This is a genomic window from Actinoallomurus iriomotensis (assembly GCF_030269445.1).
GTDB classification, from domain to species: Bacteria; Actinomycetota; Actinomycetes; order Streptosporangiales; family Streptosporangiaceae; genus Actinoallomurus; species Actinoallomurus iriomotensis.
Genome location: NZ_BSTJ01000015.1, coordinates 196,747 through 216,573, shown reverse-complemented (window position 1 = coordinate 216,573; position 19,827 = coordinate 196,747). Strand labels below are relative to the sequence as shown.

Sequence of the window (19,827 nt, the reverse complement as noted above, 5' to 3'; positions counted from 1 at the left end):
TTCCGAGTGGTCAGTGCAGGTAGCACTACCCTTCGTGATCACTTAGTCACTTCGGGTCGGATCCTGGTGATCAAAAAAGTCGGTCATCAGAAACCCGGCCACGACATCAGCGCGGTGCCGGATCGGCGGAGTCCGCGCCGGCGGGCGGGGGGCGATGCGACGCGGCGGCACGACCACGGACGCGCTCGCGGCCTCACTCCGCCGCGCGGCGGCCCGGCCGTCGTCCCTGCTGCCGCTGTCCGCCCCGGTCGTCGCCTTCCTCGCGGTCAACCGCTCATGGCCGGTGCTCGGTGCGGTGGCGATGCTGGTCCTCGGCGTGCTCACGGTGGCCGGCTCGGCGGGCGTCCTGCTGCTGATCCCGGTGAGCCTGCTCGCCGGGCTGTTCGACGCGCCCACCGTCACGCTCGGCGCCATCGCCGTGGTGACGCTGGTCGTGGCGGTCCAGCTCGTGGCCGGCACCCGGACGCCCCGTCCGGCGCACCTGTGGATCGCGGTGCTCGGGCTCCTGGTGCTCCTCGCGTACGTGCTGCCCGCCGGCGGGCCGGGCGGCTCGCCCGACCGGTTCTCGGACCTGATCTGCCTGCTCGCCGGGCTGGGACTGGCGGCGGCGGTCGCCGCGTCCCCGCCACCGCCGGGCCTGATGGCGCGGGTCGCCGCGGCGGCCGGGTCGGCCGCGGCCGGATGGGCCCTGGCGGCCGGACACCGGGAGGGCGGACGGCTCGTGGGGTTCGCCCAGAACCCCAACTTCCTCGGCGCGCTCCTCGCGCTGCCGTTCGTCGCCGCGGCCGGGCTGGCGCTCCGCCACCGGCGGCCCGCGTGGCTGGTGCCCGCCGGGGTCTGCGTGGCCGCGATGGCCGCGACCCAGTCGCGGGGCGCGTTCGTCTCGGCCGGGGCCGGGCTGGCCGTCGTGCTGCTCCAGGGCCGGCGGCGCGGGATCCAGGTGGCGATCGTGGCCGTCGCCGTCGTCCTCGGCACGGTCTTCCCCGCCGCGATCGACTCCGCCGAGCACGTGGCGGTCGGCCACCGGACGGCCACGGAGCTGAGCCAGAACTCCTCCGTCCGCGAACACGTCGCGTGGTACGCCGCGAAGGTCGCCGCCGAGCATCCGCTCCGCGGAATCGGCTACGGCGTTTTTCCCTTCCATGCCGCGAACTCCTCCCAGATCGGCATTTACATCGCCACCCACAACGACTACCTGCGATTGGCCGCCGAGACCGGAATTCCGGCGCTCATCGTCTTTCTCGTATTGATCTGGCTTGCGATGAGAAGTCCGGCGTCCGGCGAGGCGGCGATACCACGCGCGATGGTCGCCGCCTACGCGGTCGGCATGCTCTTCGCCAACCCGCTGGCGAACCTCGTGGTCAGCACGCCGTTCTGGCTGGCCGTGGGCGGCCTGCTCGCCGCTCCCGCGTCGCGGGAGCACTCCATCACCTCGGCACCGGGAGCACAGAAATGATCGACGGCAGGCAAGAGGTCCTCGACGGTGATCGGTTCGCCTTCGGCAACAACTGGCGTGCCTTCATCGAGCTCGTCGACGAGGGGAGGATCAAGGCCGCCGCCGGCTCACTCGCCGGACCGCTCGGCACCACCGATCTGACCGGCCGGACCTTCCTCGACGTGGGGTGCGGCAGCGGCCTGTTCTCACTCGCCGCGCACCGCATGGGCGCTCGCGTCCGCTCCTTCGACTACGACCCCGACTCGGTCGCCGCGACGCTCGCCCTGCGCGACCGGTTCGCGCCGGACGCGGACTGGACGGTCTCGACGGGGTCGATCCTGGACGAGGAGGGCGTCGCCGGGCTCGGCCGGTACGACATCGTCTACTCGTGGGGGGTGCTGCACCACACCGGTGAGCTGTGGCGGGCGATGGACAACGCCGCCGGCCTCGTCGCGCCGGACGGCCTGCTGTTCATCTCCATCTACAACGACCAGGGCCTGGAGAGCCGCATGTGGCGGCGGGTCAAGCGCCGGTACAACAGGTCCGGCGCGCTGGCGCGGCGGATGCTCGTCCTCGGCAGCGCCGCCTACCTGTACCGCCGCAAGCCGCTGGCGACCGCCCTCCGGATGGTCCGCGGCGAGACCACGCTCGTACGCCCGCCGCGGGCGCGCGGTATGTCGGTGAGACACGACCTGGTCGACTGGGTCGGCGGCTACCCGTTCGAGGTGGCCAAGCCGGAGGAGGTGTTCGCCTTCATGCGCGAGCGCGGCTTCGAGCTGCGCCACCTCAAGACCTGCGCCGGCGGCATCGGCTGCAACGAGTACCTCTTCGAACGCGCGTCAGGCACTCCGGCGCGCGGCTGACAGCCCCGCCAGCCGGCCCCGCGCGTACGCCACCTCCGCAGGGCCGGGCAGCAGGTCGCGGGGTGACGCGCCGCTGGCGCGCACGAACCACGCGACCTGCAGGGCGGCCAGCGTCGCGTAGGCGATGCTGGAGGCGACCGCGCTGCCGACGATGCCGAAGAACGGCACGAGCGCGAGGTTCAGCGCCACGTTGACCAGGAGCGCCGCCACCGACATGGATGAGGCGAGCATCGGGCGGTCCAGCCGCAGCAGGTACGCCCCGATCGGCCGGGTCGCGCCGAGCGCCAGCAGCCCCGGCGCGAGCGCGATCAGCGACGGCACGCTGCCCGCGAACGCCGTGCCGTACACGAGAGGGATCAGCGGCGGCGCGGCCAGGCACATCGAGGCGACCGAGGCGACCGCGACGATCGTGCTGAGGCGCGTGACGGCCAGGGTCGCGGCGGCCGCCCCCTCGTCGTCGGTGCCGAGCTGGCGGGGCAGCGCGATCTGCGCGATGGCGTCCGTGACCAGCCGGGTCAGCTCCGCGAGGCTGACCGCGAGGGAGTACAGGCCCACCGCCGCGGTCGTCGTCATCCCGTCGAGGATCAGGATGTCGGCGCGGAACAGCAGGAACAGCGAGGTCAGGCCGAGGTGGTACCGCAGGCCGCGGTCGACCGCCCGCCGCGCGAGCGACCGGTCCCAGTGGTGGAGCCGCGGGCGCGCCGCCGATACGAGCACCGCGAGCGGGACCGTCACCGACACCGCCCACAACAGGACGACCTGCGCGGGAGACAGCCGGGCGACGGCCGCGAGGAGCAGCAGCGGCCCGCACTGCAGCACTCCGCCGAGCAGCGCGGCCGTGTTGACGACCTGCACCCGCGAGCGCAGGACGAGGATGTTGTTGAGATAGACCACGGCCATCGCGCACGGGATCGCGGCGAGCGCGGTGGCGAGCTGCCCGTAGCCGGCGATCGGGATGACGTCCTGGCCCAGCACGCCGACGAGCACCCCGGCGGCGACCGCCGCGAGCGCGCCGACGGCCAGCCCGAGCACCAGCCCGTTCGCGGTCAGGGCCCGCCGGTCGGCGCCGCGCGACCACAGCCACACCTGCGCCTGTTCGATGGACAGGTGGCCGACGGAGATCGTGATGGTGCCGATCGTGGTGATGACGTAGTACGCGCCGCGCCCCTCCGGCTGCAGCGCGCGGGCGATGACGATGCCGCTGACCGCGCCCAGGACCACCAAGAGGGCGCGGATACCGACCGTGTGCGCGACCTGGCGGACCGCGGTCCTCACTGCAGCAGCCGCCGGTACACCGCCTCGTGCCGGGCGGCGCACTCGTCGACGCTGAGGCGTTCGGCGGCGCGCCGCCCGGCGGCGCCCATCGCCCGCCGCAGCTCCGGATCACCGGCGAGCCGCTCGATCGCCGAGGCCAGTGCGGCCGGGTCGTGCGGCGGTACGACGAGGCCCGCCACGCCGTCGGCCAGCACCTCGGGCACCCCGCCGACGCGTGTGGCGACCACCGGCAGGCCCGCGGCCATCGCCTCCAGGACCGCGTTCGGCAGCCCCTCGGAGTGGGAGGGGAGCACGGCGAACTGGTGGTCGGCGAGCAGCGCACGCGCGTCGGGCGCGCCCCCGGCGAGCCGGACGACGTGCCTGAGCCCGCGCGCCTCGATCAGCGCGGTGAGCCGCTCGCGCTCGGGTCCCTCGCCGACGAGGCGGACGGGCGGAGGCGCGTCCAGCAGCGCGAGCGCCTCGATCAGGTCGGCGTGCCCCTTGTAGGCGATGAGGTTCGCGACGACGATCCCGCGCGCCGGGCTCCGGGCGGGATCGGCGACGCGGGCGGGCGGCTCGACCCCGTTGGCGATCACCTCGATGCGACCGGCGGGCACCTTCTCCTCCCGTACGAGCCGGGCGCTCAGGGCGCGGGAGTTGGTCACGTACAGGCTGGAGGAGCGGTGGCCGGCGAAGTCCAGCGCCGCGCGCAGCAGCCCGGTCGGCTGCTGCGGGGCCGCGCCCCGGCGCCCGTTGACCCGCGCCGGTACGCCCGCCAGCAGGGCGAGCGGCAGGACGTGGGTGTAGCAGGTGAACAGGAACCCGTGGCAGACGTCGGGCCGTAGCGCCCGCAGGTGCCGCCATATGGCCAGGAGCTCGCGGACCTCGGCGAGCAGGATCCGCGGGTCCCGGCGGCCGGAGGGGGCGCGCGACCTCAGCCCGGAGTAGGAGAAGATCCGCGTGGGCACGCCCAGCGCCCGCAGATCGTCCTCGTACGGTCCGCCGCGGCGGACCGCGAGCACGTGCACCTCGTGGCCGCGGGCGGTCAGGCGCCCTGCCAGCTTGACCAGCTGGGACTCGGTCCCGCCGACCTGGAGGGACCCGATGGACAGCACGATGCGCAGCGGCCGGTCGGCCATCAGGCCCGCCAGCTGTCGACGCCCGCCGCGATGGCGGTGTCGGCCCGCGTGTGCGCGCCGTCGATGAAGACGCGGTGCCACAGCTCGAACTGGATCAGCGCCCAGATGCGCGGGCTGTGGTCGGTGCCCTCCTCATGCTGCCGGAGCAGCCGTTCGACGGCGTCGTGGCGGAACAGGCCGCGCGATCGCGCCGTGTGGTCGGTGAGCAGGTCCCGCGACAGGTCGCGCAACTCGGTCCGCAGCCAGGCCGCGAGCGGCACCCCGAAGCCCATCTTCGGGCGGTTGACCAACTCGGGCGGCAGCCACTCCGCCACCGCCTTCTTCAGCAGGTACTTGGTCGTGCCCGACCGGATCTTCAGGTCGGCCGGCAGCGCCGCGGCCCACTCCATCAGGTGGTGGTCGAGGAAGGGCGAGCGCGCCTCGATGGAGTTGGCCATCGTGGTGATGTCGGACTTCACGAGGAGGTCGCCCGGCAGGTACGTGTTGACGTCGACGTCCATGATGGCGCCGAGCTGGGATCCGGCGCACGAGGCGGTGAACGCCGCGTCCAGGATCTCGTAGCTGTCCACCCCGGCGAGCCGCTCGCGCAGGGCGTCCGAGTAGATCGCCAGCTTCTGCTCGGGGTCGAAGTAGGACATCATCCGCGCGTAGCGGCGGGACGGCGGGTGGCTGAGCAGTTCGAGGACGCGCCCGGCCTTCCACGCGGGCGACTGCGGCGCGTTGCGCGAGGTGAGCAGCGAGCCGAGCCGCCCGAGCCGGGGCCGCAGCGCCGCCGGCAGGTGGATCCGCCGCGTCCGGTTCATCGCGACGTACCGCCGGTAGCCGCCGAAGGTCTCATCGCCCCCGTCGCCGTTGAGCACGACGGTCACCCGTTCGCGGCTCATCCGGGCGACGTAGAAGCTGGGGATCGCCGACGAGTCGGCGAACGGCTCGTCGAAGTGCCACGCCAGCGCCGGCAGCACGTCGAGCGCGGACGGGCGCACGACCAGCTCATGGTGGTCGGTGCCGTACCACTCGGCAAGCCTGCGGGCGTAGTGCCGCTCGTCGAACTTCTGCTCCTCGAAGCCGATGCTGAAGGTCTTCACGCGGCCCGTCGTCTGGCGGGCCATCGCCGCCACGACCGCCGAGGAGTCCAGGCCGCCGGACAGGAAGGCACCGAGCGGGCGTTCGCTGACCATCCGCACGCGGGTGGCGTCCAGGAGCCGTTCGCGCAGTTCCTCGGCCGCCTCGCGCTCGTCGGCGACGTGGCGCGGCGTGCAGTCCAGCCGCCAGTAGCGGCGGACCTCGTGCCGGCCGTCCTGCCAGACCAGCACGTGCCCGGGCGGGAGCTTGCGCACCCCCTGAAGGATCGACCAGGGAGCCGGGACGTACTGGTAGGTGAGGTAGTGGTGCAGCGCGACCGGGTCGACCTCGCGCGGCATCGACGGATCCTGCATCAGCGCCTTCAGCTCCGAGCCGAAGACGAGCGAGGCGCCGTCGGAGCGGTAGTACAGCGGCTTCTTGCCGACGCGGTCGCGGGCGAGCAGGAGGCGTCGCCGGCGCGCGTCCCAGATGGCGAACGCGAACATGCCGCGCAGCTGGTCGACCAGGCCGTCGCCGTACTCTTCGTAGAGGTGGACGAGGCACTCGGTGTCGCCCTCGCTGGTCAGGCGGTGCCCGCGGTGGCGCAGCGAGTCGCGCAGCCGGCCGTAGTCGTACAGCTCGCCGTTGAGGACCGCGGCGACGGTGCCGTCCTCGTTGTAGACCGGCTGGTCTCCGCCGGCCACGTCGATGATGGCGAGCCGGCGCATGCCGAGCGCGGCGTGGTCGTCGGTGTGGAAGCCCGCGCCGTCGGGGCCCCGGTGCACGAGCGCGTCGCACATCCGGTGGACCAGCCCGGCGTCCGGTGCGCCGGCCGACACGGTTCCCGCTATTCCGCACATCGGCGCTCCAGCAGCTCTCGGTAGATCTGGACGTGGCGGTCGACCATCGCGTCGACGTGAAGGTGTCGCAGGCTCCAGGCGCGCGCCCGCGCGGCGAGGCGGTCGCCCAGTCCGGGGTCGCGCAGTACGCGACCGAGCCCCTCGGCGAGCGCCGCGGCGTCGGAGGGCGGCACCAGGACGCCGCGGTCGCGCAGCAGCTCGCCGGTTCCGCCGACGTCGGTGGCGACCACCGGGCGCCCGGCGGCCATGGCCTCCATGACGGCGTTGCTCATGCCCTCGTGCAGGGACGGCAGCGTCACGACCTGGGCGCGGGCCAGCAGCGGCTCGATGTCGGTACGGGTGCCGAGGAAGCGCACGTCGACACGCAGGCGTGCCGCCTGCTCCTCCAGCGCGCGGCGCTGCGGCCCGCCGCCGACGAGGGCGAGAGTGGTCGGCAGGCCCTGGTCGCGGAGGCGCGCGACGGCGTCGATCAGGAAGCGGTGGCCCTTGTCGGGCTTGAGGTTCGCGATGCACAGGACGACCGGCGCGGTGGTGTCGATGACCGCGGGGGCGGCCGGGGCGAACGCGGAGTCCGGCAGGCCGTTGTAGACGGTGGTGATCTTGTCGGAAGAGACCTTCTCCTGGCGCCGTGTGTCCTCGGCGACGGCCTCGGCGTTCGCCACGAGCAGGTCGGTCATGCCGGTGGCGAGGCGTTCGACCGCGAGCATGACATGGCGGCCGCGCTTGAAGTCACCGAGGCTGCGCCGGCCCGCGACCAGCACCCGGACGCCGGCCAGGCGCGCGGCCGGGGCGGCGGTCACGTAGCTGTGGAAGAGGAACGCGTGCAGGACGGCGGGCCGCAGCCGCCGCAGGTGGCGGACGAGCCGCGCGAAGGCGACCGCGTTCGCCGGCAGCATGCGCGCTCCCACGGCACTGGAGGCGAAACCCAGATGGACGACGGGCACACCGGCCGCCCGCAGCGCGCTCTCCCGCGGACCGCCCTCGAACATCAGGAGCACGTGAGCGTCGATGCCGCGGGCGCGCAGGCCCTGGGCGAGCAGGACGACCTGTTTCTCGGTGCCGCCGAGGCCGAGCTGGCCGATCAGCAGGCAGACGCGTGCGGGCCCGGCCGGGAGGGCCGCCGTCGGCGGTCGTCCGTGGCCGGCGGACCGGCGGCCCGTGTGCAAGTCGCTGGTGCGGAGTTCAGCCATGCCGGCCACCACGCATCTCCATTCTCGGGCGGTCGTCGCCGGGTACGCGCGTACCCGGTGACGACCGCCGTGACGGGTCGAACGCGGGTCAGTTCGTGCAGCCGAACAGCGAGCCCAGAGGCACGCAGTTGTTCGGTGTGTTGTGCTGGATGAGGCTGTTGTTCAGCGACACTCGGCTCGGAATGCCGCCGTTGAAGATTCCGCCGCCGTTGGTGGCGGAGTTCAGCTGGACCAGAGTGCTTCGCAGGAGCAACCGCGCGTCGGCGGTGTTGTAGAGACCGCCGCCGTTGGCGCCCGCCGTGTTGTGGTCGATCGTGGTCCGGTACGTCTCGGCCCGGCCGCCCTGGCCGTTGTAGAGACCGCCGCCGTTCGTGTTGGCGCGGTTGCCCCTGATAATGCTGTTGGACGCCATGATCGCGCCGTCGTTGTACACGCCACCGCCGCCGCCACCGCCGGCGCGCGTGGAGTTGTTCTGGACGAGCGTGTAGCTGGTGATCAGGCGTCCGCTGTCATTGGAGATCCCGGCGCCGTTGTCCGCGGTGTTGCCGGAGACGGTCGTACGGTACAGAACGATTGTTCCGCGGGAATTGAGGATGCCGCCGCCCGAGTCATTGGCGGGCACCGTGTTGTCGGTCAGTCCCCCGGAGATGAAGACGTTCCGCAGGTAGAGCCTGGCGCCCGATCCGACTTCGAGGACCCGGAACGCCGCGGCAGTGGCCGACCTGGTGATTCGCGTCGAGCTGCCGCCGATGATCGAGATGTCGCCGGTGACCAGCAGCCCGTCCGGGCCACGCCCGGTCGCCGACGGGGCGGTCAGGACGTAGTCGCAGTTCGAGGTGAGCCGGAGCGTCCCCGAACCGATGGTGTTGGCGCCATTGACCGCCGCGATCAGCGCCGCCGTGTTGCAGGGCACGTACACGATCTGGCGGGCGTACGCCGGCTGTGCGACGGCCATTCCAGTCATCATCAGTGCGGCGGCGGCGATACCGCCAGATACTCTAATTGCCGAACCCATCAGGCCCCCCCTGGCCAATCTGGACATTTCGTTATCCGCGCGCTTGAACTGCCCTCTGTGCCATTCCGGAAAATGGCATGCTTGGTCCCGTTCAAAAATCAGCCGCACGCTATCACGCTGGGCCGATTCTTTGAACCCTTGCAAATATTGACCACCGTTGACAATCTTTTGTTCGGGTGAATGTTTCGATTCGCGGTGTCCCGAAACGTGCACGGCTGTGCCGACTGTTCTCCCGTGCGCCGGTGTTTTGCGGGCCGTCTCTCGCGGTAACAGAGCTGAGAAGCTGCTGCCGTCAACGAGAGACCAGAATCAATGGCAATGACGTGGGTGGCGGTCGCTGCATTCGTGTTGGTCGCGATACTGACCGAATTCGTCCGCAGGCTGGCCGTTCGGCTGGCACTGACCGATCGGCCCGGCATGCGCAAGAGTCACGAGCGGCCGACGCCGTACCTGGGCGGCGTCGTCATCGCCGCCGGCGTGATCGTGCCGACGGTCGCCGCGCTGAGCGGTGCGGAGGCGCACCTGCGGATCCTGCTCGTGGCCGCGACGGCCGTGGCGCTGCTCGGCCTCGTCGACGACCTGCGGCCGCTGTCGCCGTACCCGCGACTGGCCGTCGAGGGGGTGGCCGCCGCGGCCGTCGTCGGCGCGGGCGGCCACGTGAAGATCTTCGGGAACTGGCTCGACTACGTCCTGCCGGTACTGTGGATCGTCGTCATCACCAACTCCTTCAACCTGCTCGACAACATGGACGGCGCCGCGGCCGGCGTCGCCTGTGTCACCGGCGCGTCCCTCGCCCTGCCCGCGACGATGGTGGGGCAGCGGGGCGTGAGCGTGCTGCTCGTCGCGCTGGCCTGCGGATGCGCCGGGTTCCTGCCGCACAACTGGACGCCGGCCCGGATCTTCATGGGCGACGCCGGCTCGCTGTTCATCGGCTTCGTGATCTCGGCGTCGGCGCTGTTCGTGTTCGCGCGGTCGGACGACACGGGCGTCGCCGGGCCGCTCATGGTGACCTTCGTCGCCACCGTCGACACCTGCGTCGTCCTGGTGTCACGGCACCGTGCGGGCCGGCCGCTGATGCTCGGCGGCACCGACCACGTCTCACACCGGCTGCGCCGGCTCGGCCTCAGCACCGGACAGGTGGCGCTCGCGCTGTCCGGCGCGGCCGCGGTCACCTGCCTCGCGGTCCTGCCGGTCCTGTGGGACTGGGTGCCGGCGCCCGTGCCCCTCGCCGTCGCGACCGGGCTGGGCGGCGTGTTCGTGTGGCTGCTGCTGAAGGTGCCGGTGTACGCCAAGCACGACGAGCGGCTTCGCACCACGTGAGTTCCGGCCGGAAGGGGAGCGCGATGGAACCGCTGTACTACCTTCGCCTGCTGCGGCGCCGATGGACGCTGGTCGCGGCCTCGATTCTGCTCGCCCTCATCGCGGCGGCCTTCGCCACGACGCGGATGAGCCCGCGGTACGCCGCGACGATCACGATGATCGTCTCCGCGCCCGCCAACGGGGGGAACGCGGCAGTGGCCTACCAGGGCGCGCTGCTGTCGCAGGACCGCGCGAAGTCGTACGCCAAGCTGATCCAGAGCCGGACCGTCGTGGCCGCGGTGGCGGCGGCGCTGGGCGACGGCATGACCGCCGACGAACTACAGCCGAAGATCAGCGCGATGGCGGTGCCGGACACCGTCCTGGTGCGCGCCACGGTCACCGACGGCTCTCCGGAGCTGGCGACGCGGATCGCGCGCACCCTCGGCACCACCTTCGCCGGCTACGTGGACCGGCTCGAACGGCCGGACCGGAGCGCGCCGGCCGGCGTACGCGTCACGGTCGCCGACGACGCGGATCAGCCCCGAGGACCGGTGAGCCCGCGGCCCCTGGTCAACCTGGGGATCGGGCTGGTGATCGGCGCCGCCGTCGGCGTGGCCGGCGCCGTCCTGCGGGACCGCGCCGACACCTCGATCCGCTCGGCCGGCGCGCTGCGGGAGGTCGCGGGCGGTACCGCGCTGGGCGCCGTGCCCGCCGACGGCCGCATCGACCTCGGCGTACGCGGCGACGCGCCGCTCGCCGAGGCGTTCCGGCGAATCCGTGCCAACCTGCGGTTCACCGAGGACGGTGACGCCCTGCCCCGATCGGTGGTCGTGACCAGCGCCCTTCCCGGCGAGGGCAAGACCACCGTCGCGTGCAATCTCGCGGTGTCGCTGGCGGAGGCGGGCTGGAAGGTGATCCTCGTCGACGCCGACCTGCGCGGTTCGCCGCTGGCCTCCCGGCTCGGCGTCGAGGAGGCCGACGGGCTGGCGGAGCTGCTCAGCGGCGGCCGTACCGTCGATGAGGTGCTCCGGCAGTGGGGCCCCGACACGCTGTCCGTGCTGCCGGGCGGCGCCGCCAGGGGCAACCCCGGAGACCTCGTCGCGTCGCGGTCGATGCCCTCGGTCATCCACGCGCTGAGCGATCGGGCCGACATCGTGCTCATCGACACGCCACCGGTGCTGTCCGCCACCGACGCCGCGGTCCTCGCGCACGGGTGCGCGGGCGCGCTCGTCGTCGCCCGGCACGGCCGGACGCGGCGGGAGGACGTCGCCCAGGCGGTCGAGCGGCTGGAGACCGTGCGCGCACGCGTGCTCGGCACCGTCCTCAACGGCGACCAGCCGGCGCGCGGCGCGTACCCCGGCGGCGACCTGAGGTTGTTCCGGCCGGCCGCCCGGCGGCGGCTCGCGACGCAACGCTGAGCGCGCCGGACCCTCAGGCGCGGCGGCTCACAGGAGACAGCGCCTCCAGCGGCAGCGGCAGAATCCGGCCGGTGCCACGCCGCAGGCCGGTCGCGACGACGTCCCGCACCGCGGACACCACGGCGATGGGCAGGCGCGTCCGCGCCGGGTGGCCGGACGCCCGGCCGCCGGACAGGCCGCAGGAGACGGGGACCGCCACGGAGCCGGCCGGAAGCAGCACCAGGGGCAGCTACCGCAGTTGGTCCACGCGGGCGTCCATACGCGGCCGGGATGATCGCTCACCGGGTGATCCCGGCGTACGGGCGGGGGCGCGGGACCGGCGTGCCCGTGACGCGGTCGGCGACCGGCCGTCCCGACAGGAGCGCGGTGGGCACGTCGAGACCGGGGATCGCGCCGTGGCCGGCGAACACCACGTTGTCGGCCGTACGGGCGAGGGCGGGGCCGGAGATCTCCGCGCCGTCCGCGGTGAAGGCGGCGAGCGTCTCCACCCCGCTCAGGCCGCACCGGGCGGCGACGAGAGCGACCGTCTCCTCCGAGGACGCCTGCGCGGCGCGTTTCGCGCCGTCGCCCGGACGGGGCAACGGGACGGACACGGACAGGATCTGCCGCCCGCCGGGCGCCAGCGCCGGGTCCGTCGCCGTGGGTCGCGTCACCAGCAGCGGCGTGTCGCTCGCCGGGTCGCCGAACAGCAGGTTGTGGTGCGCCGGGCCGTCGCCGGTCGCGCTCAGGTGCACGACGACCGCCGACGGCGCGGCCCGGTACGGGTGCGACGGCGCGTGGCCGAGCAGGCGGCGGGCGGTCGCGGGCGCACAGGCCAGCACGATGGCGTCGCACGGGATCCGCTCACCGCCGGTGGTGTGGGCGGCGATGACGCGGCGGCCGTGGCGCTCCAGGGCCGACACGGTGGTGCCGTGGCGCAGGTCGACGCCGGCTCCCGCGGCGGCTCCGGCCAGGGCGTCCGGCAGCGCCCGCATCCCGCCGTGCGGGAACCAGGCTCCGCCGGCGGCGTCCATGGCGGCGACCGCGGCCAGCGCCGGGGACGGCTCGGCACGGGGGAACCGGTGACCGAAACCGCCGGGCAGGAGCGCCGGCGTGCCGGAGAGCCGGGTGTACGGGGCTCGGCACAGCCGGGCGAGCCGGTCGCGCAGCCGCCCGTACCGGGCCGCCTCACGCGGGCCGGCGTACGCGCGGAGCGCCTCGGTCACGGCGTCCCGCCCGGCCCGTACGTCCAGCGCCGAGCCGTCCGGGAGGTACGCGCGGCAGATCGGGTCGAGGCGGGTCAGCGTGAGCCGGTCGTCGAGCGCGACGCCGACCGCGCCGAGGGTCTCCTCGACGACGTCCGGCATCGTGAGCACGGCGGGCCCGGTGTCGAGCCGGTGACCGCGGACGTCACGGCGTCCGACACGCCCGCCGGGCACGGCCGCACGTTCCAGGACGGTTACCGACCGGCCCCGCCCGCACAGGTGCAGGGCGGCGGCCAGCCCGGACAGGCCCGCACCGACGACGACCACGTGGTCGGTCGGGCCCGCGACGATGCGCATGTCGCATCGATTACCCCGCTGACCAGTCTGTTTACACGAAACAACGCGCCATGATTGTCCTCGCGTTCGGACGCTCGGCTCTCTGCTCTCCGCGGGCGTACCGGTGTGTCCTAGTCGCGATACTCCCCGTGCTGTGATCTATGCCGGATTAGCAGTAAATCGGTGTATCTATCAGGGAATGAGGGGATAACCTCCTGGCAAGGGGAGCGTCTCATCAGAGTGGTGACCGCCGGACGGGGGATGTCCGGCCGCTGATGCGAAACACCGCAGGATCCGAAGGCGTGCCGCAGGGGGCGGCGCGTCGTATCGGTGAGACGAGTCGTCGCGGTCCAACAGTGAGGCCGCCCCACCATTCGGAATGACACAAGGGGGATCTGGATGGTACGGGCCGTGGTTTCCGCTCTGCCCACCTGGCGCACCAGCCGCTACACCGTCGTCGAGCTGCCCGAGCAGGTCGACACGTCCAACGCCGACGGGGTCCGTGAGCAGTTGCTCGCGTTGCTCAACTCCGGCGACGAACCGATCATCGCCGACCTGACCGGGACGACGTTCTGCGACTCCTCAGCGGTCAACGCGCTGCTGCGCGCGAACACCCGGGCCCGTGCGACGGGCCGCCCGCTGTACGCGGCGGTGGCGCCGAGCGGCATCGTCCGCAAGGTGTTCGACATCACGGCGGTCGCGCGCGCGATCCCCACGTTCGACGACGTCGGCTCGGCGGTCGCGACGGCCGTCGTCACCGCCCTGGAGGAGGACGCCCCCGCTGGCCCGTCCGGCTGACGCGCGGCTCACCTACCGCGTGGTGGTCCGCGCGAAGTCGCCGAACGGCATGCTCGTGCCGCGCCCGACCGGATGGAGCCTGTCGGTGAAGCCGCGGTCGCGGGCCTCCGCCTCGAAGTCCGCCAGCCCCGACGTGAAGACGGTGTAGTCGTCGTAGTGGACCGGCACCACGCGGCGGCAGCGGATCATCTCGGTCCAGTCGGCGCCCTGCCGGGCGTCCATCGTGACCATCGACAGGCCGAGCAGCGTCGTACCGCCCAGGTGCACGACTCCCAGATCGATGTCGGGATAGCGGCGGGGGATCTCCTTCAGCCCGTCGTACATCAGCGTGTCGCCGCTGATGTACATCCGCAGCTCGGTGCCGCCGCCGGCCGGGCCGAACTCCAGCATCGAGCCCATCACCGGCGGAAGCATGCGGCCCGTGAGACCGAAGGCGTGCCGGCCGGGCATCGAGGTGATCCGTACGCTGCGCCCCTGCTTGATGAACTCGTGCTCCTGCCAGACCCGCAGGGGACGGGTACGGCCGAAGCCGCGCCGGGCCAGTCCCCGCGACGCATGGGATGTGGTGACGATGGGAAGGTCGCGGTCGAGGTGCCGGGTGGTGACCCGGTCCCAGTGGTCACCGTGCAGATGGGACAGGACGACGGCGTCCACCCGGGGCAACTCGTCGATCGAGATCGCAGGGTCGCGCAGCCGGCGCGAACTCAGCCCGTAGCCGAGGTACGCCCGCTGGCCGTGCCGCAGGAAGTTCGGGTCGGTCAGCAGGGTGAAGCCGCCGTAGCGGATCACCATGGTGGCGTTGCCGATGAAGTACAGTCCGTCGGCGTCGGTCAGACCTGCCATCGTTCCCCCTGTTCACCCGGTCGCACCGCGCACGGCGTGGGGCAGGTTCTACCCGTTACGGAGAGGATCAGTCCCGGTGCCGGGAGTCACACGACGTGGGCGAGGGCCGAGGAGAGGGCTCCGGCCGCTCCCGACGCGGGTGGCATGGACTTCTGAGTCCGTCGGGAGCGGCGTGGACCTGTCAGCCGGTTGCTCAGCCGGTTTCGAGGGCCAGCAGGGTGCGCTTGGCCTCGGGGCCGCCCGCGTACCCGCCGGGTGTGCCGTCGGAACGCACCACCCGATGGCAGGGCACGACGATCGGCAGCGGGTTGGTGGCGCACGCGGTCCCCACCGCCCGTACCGCGCGCGGGCGGCCGGTGGCCGCGGCCACCTGGGCGTACGTCTCGGTGCGGCCGTAGCCGATGTCCGGCAGGTGGGACAGCACGTCGCGCCGGAACCCACGGGACAGCCGCCAGTCGAGCGGCAGGTCGAACCCGGTTCGCCGGCCGGTGAAGTACTCCTCGATCTGCCGGCTCGCCGCGTCCAGCCGTACGGGCGCGTGGAGGACACGGGGGCTGACCTGGTCGGCGAGCAGGCGCAGCGCCGCGTCGTGGTCCTGGACGGCGAAGGCGACCCGTACGAGGCCCCGCGCGGTGGCGGCGATCAGGAGCGAGCCGACCGGCGTGTCCAGCGTGCGGTACGCGACGTCGAGGATCCCCTCGCGTTCGGCCCGGTCCGCGAGACGGTCATGCAGCCGGGCCAGCGCGGGTTCGTCGTCGGCGGGCAGCGCCGCGAGCAGGTGCTGAGGGTCTTGTGCGGTGTTCATCGAGCCATCTCCTCGTGGTCGGTGGCCGGGTAGGTGGAGCGCAGGGTCCTCAGACCGTCGGCCGCCGCCCTGCGCGCGGCGTCCGTGCTCCCGCCGAGCAGCCCGGCGATCTCCTTGTACGGCAGCCCGGCGAGGTAGTGGTACGCCACGGCCTGGCGCTGTTTGGCGGGCAGGCCGCGCAACGCCTGCCACAGGTCACCGTCCCAGTCCTCCGGCCGGCCCGTACGGCTGGGACGCTCGGGCAGGGCCTCGACGGGCGTGGGCCGGCGCGCGGCGGCGCGGGTGACGTCGATGGCCTTGCGGTGGGCGATCGTCACGAGCCAGGCCTCGACGTTCGCGCCGGCGGGCAACCCGGGGTAGGCCCTCATCGCCGCGACGAAGGTCTCGGACCAGGCGTCATCGGCGTCCTCCGGCCCGAGCACGGCCCGGCAGACGCGCAGCACCATCGGGCCGTACGCGGTCACGATCTGCTCGAACGGTTGCATGGTCACATCTTGTAGACGCGCCACGGCGCGAGAACGTGAGATCGCGACTCGGCGCCGGTGCGGAGGAGCGGAGTTTCCCGTACGGGGCTGGTTCCCCGCTGCGGATTCGCCCACCCTCCGCGCAGCGGCGGGGCCGTGCGTCCGTCGACCTTGTGACGCCCGGCGGCGAGAACAGGAGATCGCCGGCTCAACAGCCGCGGGTCCCCGCGGGCTCGGCGGCCCATGCGGGCGGGGGCAGCGGCGCCGGGGCCGGCTGGTTCGCGTTGTTGACCGGACTGATGGGCGACACGCCGGGAGCGCGCACATCCCCCGTAAGCCATATCCCCTCGATATATCGATTCGATACATTGGGGCAAAGCGCCAGGCGCACGGATGGGGACAGATGATGCGACACGGCACCCGCGACGATCTCCTCGGCCGACTGATCGCGGAGATCGGATCCGCCACGACCACGCACTCGCTGAGGGTCGCCATCGACGGGCCGCCCGCCGCGGGCAAGACCACGCTGGCCGACGAACTCGCCGTCGTTCTCCGTGCACAGGGCCGCGAAGTCATCCGCGCGACGATCGATGACTTCCTGTTCCCCCGCGCACAACGCTATCGACGCGGCCAGTACTCGCCCGAAGGCTGCTACTTCGACGCCCACGACCACGACTCGATGCGCCGGGTGCTGCTCGACCCGCTGGGCCCGAACGGAGATCGAAGGTTCCAGACAGCCGTCTACCACCGGGAAACGGACACCACACTGTCGCTCCCGGTCGCCACGGCCCGCGCGGACGCCGTGCTGCTCTTCGACGGTGTCTTCCTCCTGCGCCCAGAGCTGCTCGACCGGTGGGACCTGAGCATCTTCATGGCCGTCACGTTCGATCGGACGTTGGATCGCGCCCAGGCCCGCGGCACGGCACTGGCCGGACTCACCGCCGACACGACCGAGATCGAGCGGTCCTGGCGCAACCGCTACATCCCCTCCCAACGGCTCTACTTCACTCGGGACCACCCGACCGACCACGCCGACATCATCGTGAACAACGACGAGCTCCAGCGGCCCGCCTGGGACGTCAGAAAGCACCGGTCGGCACACGAGATCTGACACGGATCAGCGTCGGCTCGAGACACAAGCCGCGATGCACGCCGCGGGTGGGTTCGATGGCGCCGGCCGGTCAGAGGTTGATGATCTCGAAGGCGACGCCGTAGCGGGTGCCCAGCCGGGCCCCGACCGGGCGGGCGAGTTCGGCGAGGAACTTCTCCGGGTCGCTCATCGCGTTCTCGCCCAGGCCGCGCAGGTACTCCGCGTGCGCTCGAAGGGAGGCGACGCCTTCGTCGAAGGTGGCGGTGACGTCGACGCCGTGTGCCGCCCGTGGGCTGGAGGCCACGAGTACCCGTGCGGCGCGCCAGGGGGCCAGGCCCTCGTCGAGGAGTTCGCGGAACACCCACCGGTTCGCGGCATCGCGTACTCCGTCGATCACCGCGCGGCCCAGCGCGATGTGGTCGGCCTGGTTGGGGGCGCCGGGCCCCCACGTGTCGTGATGGTTGCCGGTGATCACCACGTCGGGCCGGTGTCGTCGTACGGCTCGGGCGATGTCGCGCCGCAGGTTCAGGCCGTACTCGATCACGCCGTCCGGATGACCGAGGAACTCGACCTCGTCGACGCCCACCAGTGCCGCGCCCGCGCGTTCCTCGGCCTCGCGCAGCGGGCCGGCCGTTTCGGGGGCGATCGCGTCGATGCCCGCCTCACCGCTCGTGGCCAGGCAGTACGTGATCCGCTTGCCCTGGCGGGTCCAGCGGGCCACGGCCGCGGCGGCCCCGTACTCCATGTCGTCCGGATGCGCGACCACGGCCAGGGCGCGCGACCACGACTCGTCGACCGGGTCCAGCGGCTCACTCGGGGGACTCATGTCCGCCGACCCTACTCAGTGGCGGGTACCCACCGTTCGCCGCATGGGGTTTCCGGGATGGGTGAAGGCGGCGATGCCTTTTCGACGGGAGGGCGAATTCTGGTTCAGCGGAATGGGTGGGGAGAAAAGGGTGAGGCCCGGGAGGAGAAACTTCTCCCGGGCCTCGGGTTCACATGGTGGCCGGTTCAGGCCACGGCTGGGGCGTGCTTTGGATTCGGCCCGTATTCGTTGTCGCCCGGCTGGCCGTCGGTGGCCAGGAAGACGATCAAGATGATCGTGCCGATGATGGGAATCAAGCCGATGAGCGTCCACCACCCGGTCCGGCCGGTGTCGTGCAGACGGCGAACACCTACGGCGATCGACGGGATCAGCACCGCGAGCGCGTAGATCAGGTCGATGAAGCTGAACACCTTCGCCCAGGTCGAGAGAATGTTCAGTACGACGGAGATGACGAAGTTGACGAGGAAGAACATCCAGTATTCGGTCCGGTGTGCCCGGCCGCTGAAACCCGCGTAGTTCTTGAGTACCGCCACGTACCAGTTCACGGCATTCCCCTTCTGCCTCGCGTCGCGCTTTAACCCCGGATTCCGCGAGAGCAGAAACAGAGTAAATCCAATTACCCGTGGTGGCCAGTGAGATCCGCCGGGAAAATCGGCGGGCGCCATTCGATCTTTCCGGCGGCCGATCGTGTCGATCCGGACCGTACGAGCCGGGGGCGGGTCCGGCAGCGCGTGTGCCCGCCGCGGGATCGTCCCCGCCGGGCGCCGCGACCCGTACCGGCGCGAACCCCTCCGCGTACGGCGAACGGAACCGTCCGGACGTCCACGATTAGCGTCAGTGTCTGCCAGAATCCTCCCGTACGTCCGTCGCTTCTCTACTAAGATCGTTTATCGCGGCGGGGAGGCATCGTGTCGGCGCGACGATCCGTCGGCATGGCTTGGACGGAGGCATTCCCATCGGACAGCAGAGCGACCCCACGATCCCCCAGATCGACGTCAGCCGGCCCAGTGTGGCGCGGATGTACGACTACTACCTGGGCGGCAAGGACAACTACCGGGTGGACCGCGAGGCGGTCGACCGCGTCGCCGACGCGATGCCCGAGATCCGGCAGCTGGCCCAGGAGAACCGCGCGTTCCTGCGTCGCGCGGTGCGGTACATGGCCCGGCAGGGCATCCGGCAGTTCATCGACATCGGCTCGGGCCTGCCGACGGTCGGCAACACGCACGAGATCGCGCAGGAGATCAACCCGGACGCACGGGTGGTGTACGTCGACAACGACCCGGTCGTGCTCGCTCACGGCCGCGCGCTGCTCGCCGCCGACGACAACACGGCGGTGGCGACGGCCGACATGCACTATCCGGACCAGGTGCTCGAGCACCCGCAGACGCTCAAGCTGATCGACTTCAACGAGCCGGTCGGTGTGCTGATGATCGCCATGGTGCACTTCCTGACCGTGGAGGAGCGGTCGGCGGTCATGAGCCGGCTGCGCGACGCGCTCGCCCCCGGCAGCCACCTGGCGGCGACCCACGTGACGACCGACGGCAAGGCCGCGGAGGCCGTCGCGCAGATCGAGGCGGTGTACGCCACGACGCCGACGCCGATCTACTTCCGCGACCACGCGGAGATCGGTCACTTCTTCGACGGGTTCGACCTGGTCGACCCGGGCCTGGTCACACTCGACGTGTGGCGCCCGGACCCGGAGGACCCGGCGCCGGACGCCACCGGGTGGCTGTACGGAGCGGTCGGCCGCAAGAGCTGACGTCTCCTCGTGCCACGGTCCGCCCGCCGGTCATCCTCGGCGGTACGGCGGGGGGCCCGGGGTACGGCGCTGGGGGAGAGGTACGGCGGGCCCGCGCGGGCGGAACGCGCCGTCGACGACGGTCTCCGTCACCCATGAGATGACAGTCCGGTGACGCGCGGACCCGGCCGAAGGCCCTGGGTCCGCG

The 19,827-nt window shown here is 72.1% G+C and carries 19 protein-coding genes; 7 read left to right on the top strand and 12 right to left on the bottom strand.

The genetic code is table 11. The annotated features are described in order from the left end of the window. Window positions 1-154: 154 nt before the first annotated feature. Together QSK37_RS44525 and QSK37_RS44520 are read left to right on the top strand one after the other, a co-directional pair. Window positions 155-1,456: an O-antigen ligase family protein gene (locus QSK37_RS44525; RefSeq protein ID WP_285633963.1), complete on the top strand. Its 1,302-nt coding sequence runs from the start codon at window positions 155-157 to the stop codon at window positions 1,454-1,456. Next, window positions 1,453-2,298 (top strand): class I SAM-dependent methyltransferase, encoded by an 846-nt coding sequence (locus QSK37_RS44520; RefSeq protein WP_285633960.1) that lies wholly within the window; start codon window positions 1,453-1,455, stop codon window positions 2,296-2,298. Before QSK37_RS44525 ends, QSK37_RS44520 begins: the two co-directional genes overlap by 4 nt. Here the strand turns inward: QSK37_RS44520 and QSK37_RS44515 are convergent. From QSK37_RS44515 to QSK37_RS44495, 5 genes are all read right to left on the bottom strand, one after another. Then, window positions 2,275-3,573, bottom strand: coding sequence for an oligosaccharide flippase family protein (locus QSK37_RS44515; protein ID WP_285633957.1), 1,299 nt, complete (start codon window positions 3,571-3,573; stop codon window positions 2,275-2,277). The two genes, QSK37_RS44520 and QSK37_RS44515, sit on opposite strands and share 24 nt — an antisense overlap. Continuing rightward, complete coding sequence (locus QSK37_RS44510) at window positions 3,570-4,691, bottom strand: glycosyltransferase (RefSeq protein WP_285633954.1); 1,122 nt, start codon at window positions 4,689-4,691, stop codon at window positions 3,570-3,572. The genes QSK37_RS44515 and QSK37_RS44510 overlap by 4 nt, the downstream gene beginning before the upstream one ends. Continuing rightward, on the bottom strand, window positions 4,691-6,613 hold the full coding sequence (asnB, locus tag QSK37_RS44505; RefSeq protein WP_285633951.1) for an asparagine synthase (glutamine-hydrolyzing): 1,923 nt from the start codon (window positions 6,611-6,613) through the stop codon (window positions 4,691-4,693). Before asnB ends, QSK37_RS44510 begins: the two co-directional genes overlap by 1 nt. Next, window positions 6,601-7,803 (bottom strand): glycosyltransferase, encoded by a 1,203-nt coding sequence (locus QSK37_RS44500; protein WP_285633948.1) that lies wholly within the window; start codon window positions 7,801-7,803, stop codon window positions 6,601-6,603. The genes asnB and QSK37_RS44500 overlap by 13 nt, the downstream gene beginning before the upstream one ends. Before the next feature lie 88 nt (window positions 7,804-7,891). Next, the gene (locus QSK37_RS44495; RefSeq protein ID WP_285633945.1) at window positions 7,892-8,758 is read right to left on the bottom strand and encodes a hypothetical protein; all 867 of its coding nucleotides are present in this window, start codon (window positions 8,756-8,758) and stop codon (window positions 7,892-7,894) included. A gap of 378 nt (window positions 8,759-9,136) precedes the next feature. Here QSK37_RS44495 and QSK37_RS44490 point away from each other — a divergent pair, with 378 nt between their 5' ends. Beyond that, entirely contained in the window at window positions 9,137-10,138 is a 1,002-nt protein-coding gene (locus QSK37_RS44490) for an MraY family glycosyltransferase (protein WP_285633942.1), read from the top strand. A gap of 23 nt (window positions 10,139-10,161) precedes the next feature. Next, window positions 10,162-11,535, top strand: a complete 1,374-nt coding sequence (locus QSK37_RS44485) for a tyrosine-protein kinase domain-containing protein (RefSeq protein WP_285633939.1) — start codon at window positions 10,162-10,164, stop codon at window positions 11,533-11,535. A 13-nt stretch (window positions 11,536-11,548) separates the two neighbouring features. Here QSK37_RS44485 and QSK37_RS44480 read toward each other — a convergent pair whose 3' ends face one another. Beyond that, entirely contained in the window at window positions 11,549-11,755 is a 207-nt protein-coding gene (locus tag QSK37_RS44480; RefSeq protein WP_285633936.1) for a hypothetical protein, read from the bottom strand. A gap of 58 nt (window positions 11,756-11,813) precedes the next feature. After that, window positions 11,814-13,076, bottom strand: a complete 1,263-nt coding sequence (locus tag QSK37_RS44475) for an FAD-dependent oxidoreductase (RefSeq protein ID WP_285633933.1) — start codon at window positions 13,074-13,076, stop codon at window positions 11,814-11,816. Between the two features lie 390 nt (window positions 13,077-13,466). Here QSK37_RS44475 and QSK37_RS44470 point away from each other — a divergent pair, with 390 nt between their 5' ends. Further along, window positions 13,467-13,853, top strand: a complete 387-nt coding sequence (locus QSK37_RS44470; RefSeq protein ID WP_285633930.1) for an STAS domain-containing protein — start codon at window positions 13,467-13,469, stop codon at window positions 13,851-13,853. 12 nt (window positions 13,854-13,865) lie between these two features. Here the strand turns inward: QSK37_RS44470 and QSK37_RS44465 are convergent, their stop codons facing one another. The 3 genes from QSK37_RS44465 to QSK37_RS44455 form a co-directional block, all read right to left on the bottom strand. Continuing rightward, window positions 13,866-14,696: an MBL fold metallo-hydrolase gene (locus tag QSK37_RS44465; protein ID WP_285633928.1), complete on the bottom strand. Its 831-nt coding sequence runs from the start codon at window positions 14,694-14,696 to the stop codon at window positions 13,866-13,868. 193 nt (window positions 14,697-14,889) lie between these two features. Continuing rightward, window positions 14,890-15,501: a methylated-DNA--[protein]-cysteine S-methyltransferase gene (locus QSK37_RS44460; RefSeq protein ID WP_285633926.1), complete on the bottom strand. Its 612-nt coding sequence runs from the start codon at window positions 15,499-15,501 to the stop codon at window positions 14,890-14,892. Then, window positions 15,498-15,986 carry an RNA polymerase sigma factor gene (locus QSK37_RS44455; RefSeq protein ID WP_285633924.1) on the bottom strand — a complete coding sequence of 163 codons (489 nt, stop codon included), beginning with the start codon at window positions 15,984-15,986 and terminating at the stop codon, window positions 15,498-15,500. Before QSK37_RS44455 ends, QSK37_RS44460 begins: the two co-directional genes overlap by 4 nt. 385 nt (window positions 15,987-16,371) lie before the next feature. Here QSK37_RS44455 and QSK37_RS44450 point away from each other — a divergent pair, with 385 nt between their 5' ends. Beyond that, window positions 16,372-17,076 carry a cytidylate kinase family protein gene (locus QSK37_RS44450; protein WP_285633922.1) on the top strand — a complete coding sequence of 235 codons (705 nt, stop codon included), beginning with the start codon at window positions 16,372-16,374 and terminating at the stop codon, window positions 17,074-17,076. 70 nt (window positions 17,077-17,146) lie between these two features. On the opposite strand, the gene QSK37_RS44445 is transcribed toward QSK37_RS44450, so the two are convergent. Together QSK37_RS44445 and QSK37_RS44440 are read right to left on the bottom strand one after the other, a co-directional pair. Further along, window positions 17,147-17,881, bottom strand: coding sequence for a PIG-L deacetylase family protein (locus QSK37_RS44445; protein WP_285633921.1), 735 nt, complete (start codon window positions 17,879-17,881; stop codon window positions 17,147-17,149). A 185-nt stretch (window positions 17,882-18,066) separates the two neighbouring features. Next, window positions 18,067-18,426: a DUF805 domain-containing protein gene (locus tag QSK37_RS44440; protein WP_285633919.1), complete on the bottom strand. Its 360-nt coding sequence runs from the start codon at window positions 18,424-18,426 to the stop codon at window positions 18,067-18,069. A gap of 392 nt (window positions 18,427-18,818) precedes the next feature. On the opposite strand from QSK37_RS44440, the gene QSK37_RS44435 reads away from it, so the two are divergent. Beyond that, window positions 18,819-19,640, top strand: coding sequence for an SAM-dependent methyltransferase (locus tag QSK37_RS44435; protein ID WP_285633917.1), 822 nt, complete (start codon window positions 18,819-18,821; stop codon window positions 19,638-19,640). Window positions 19,641-19,827 lie beyond the last annotated feature (187 nt).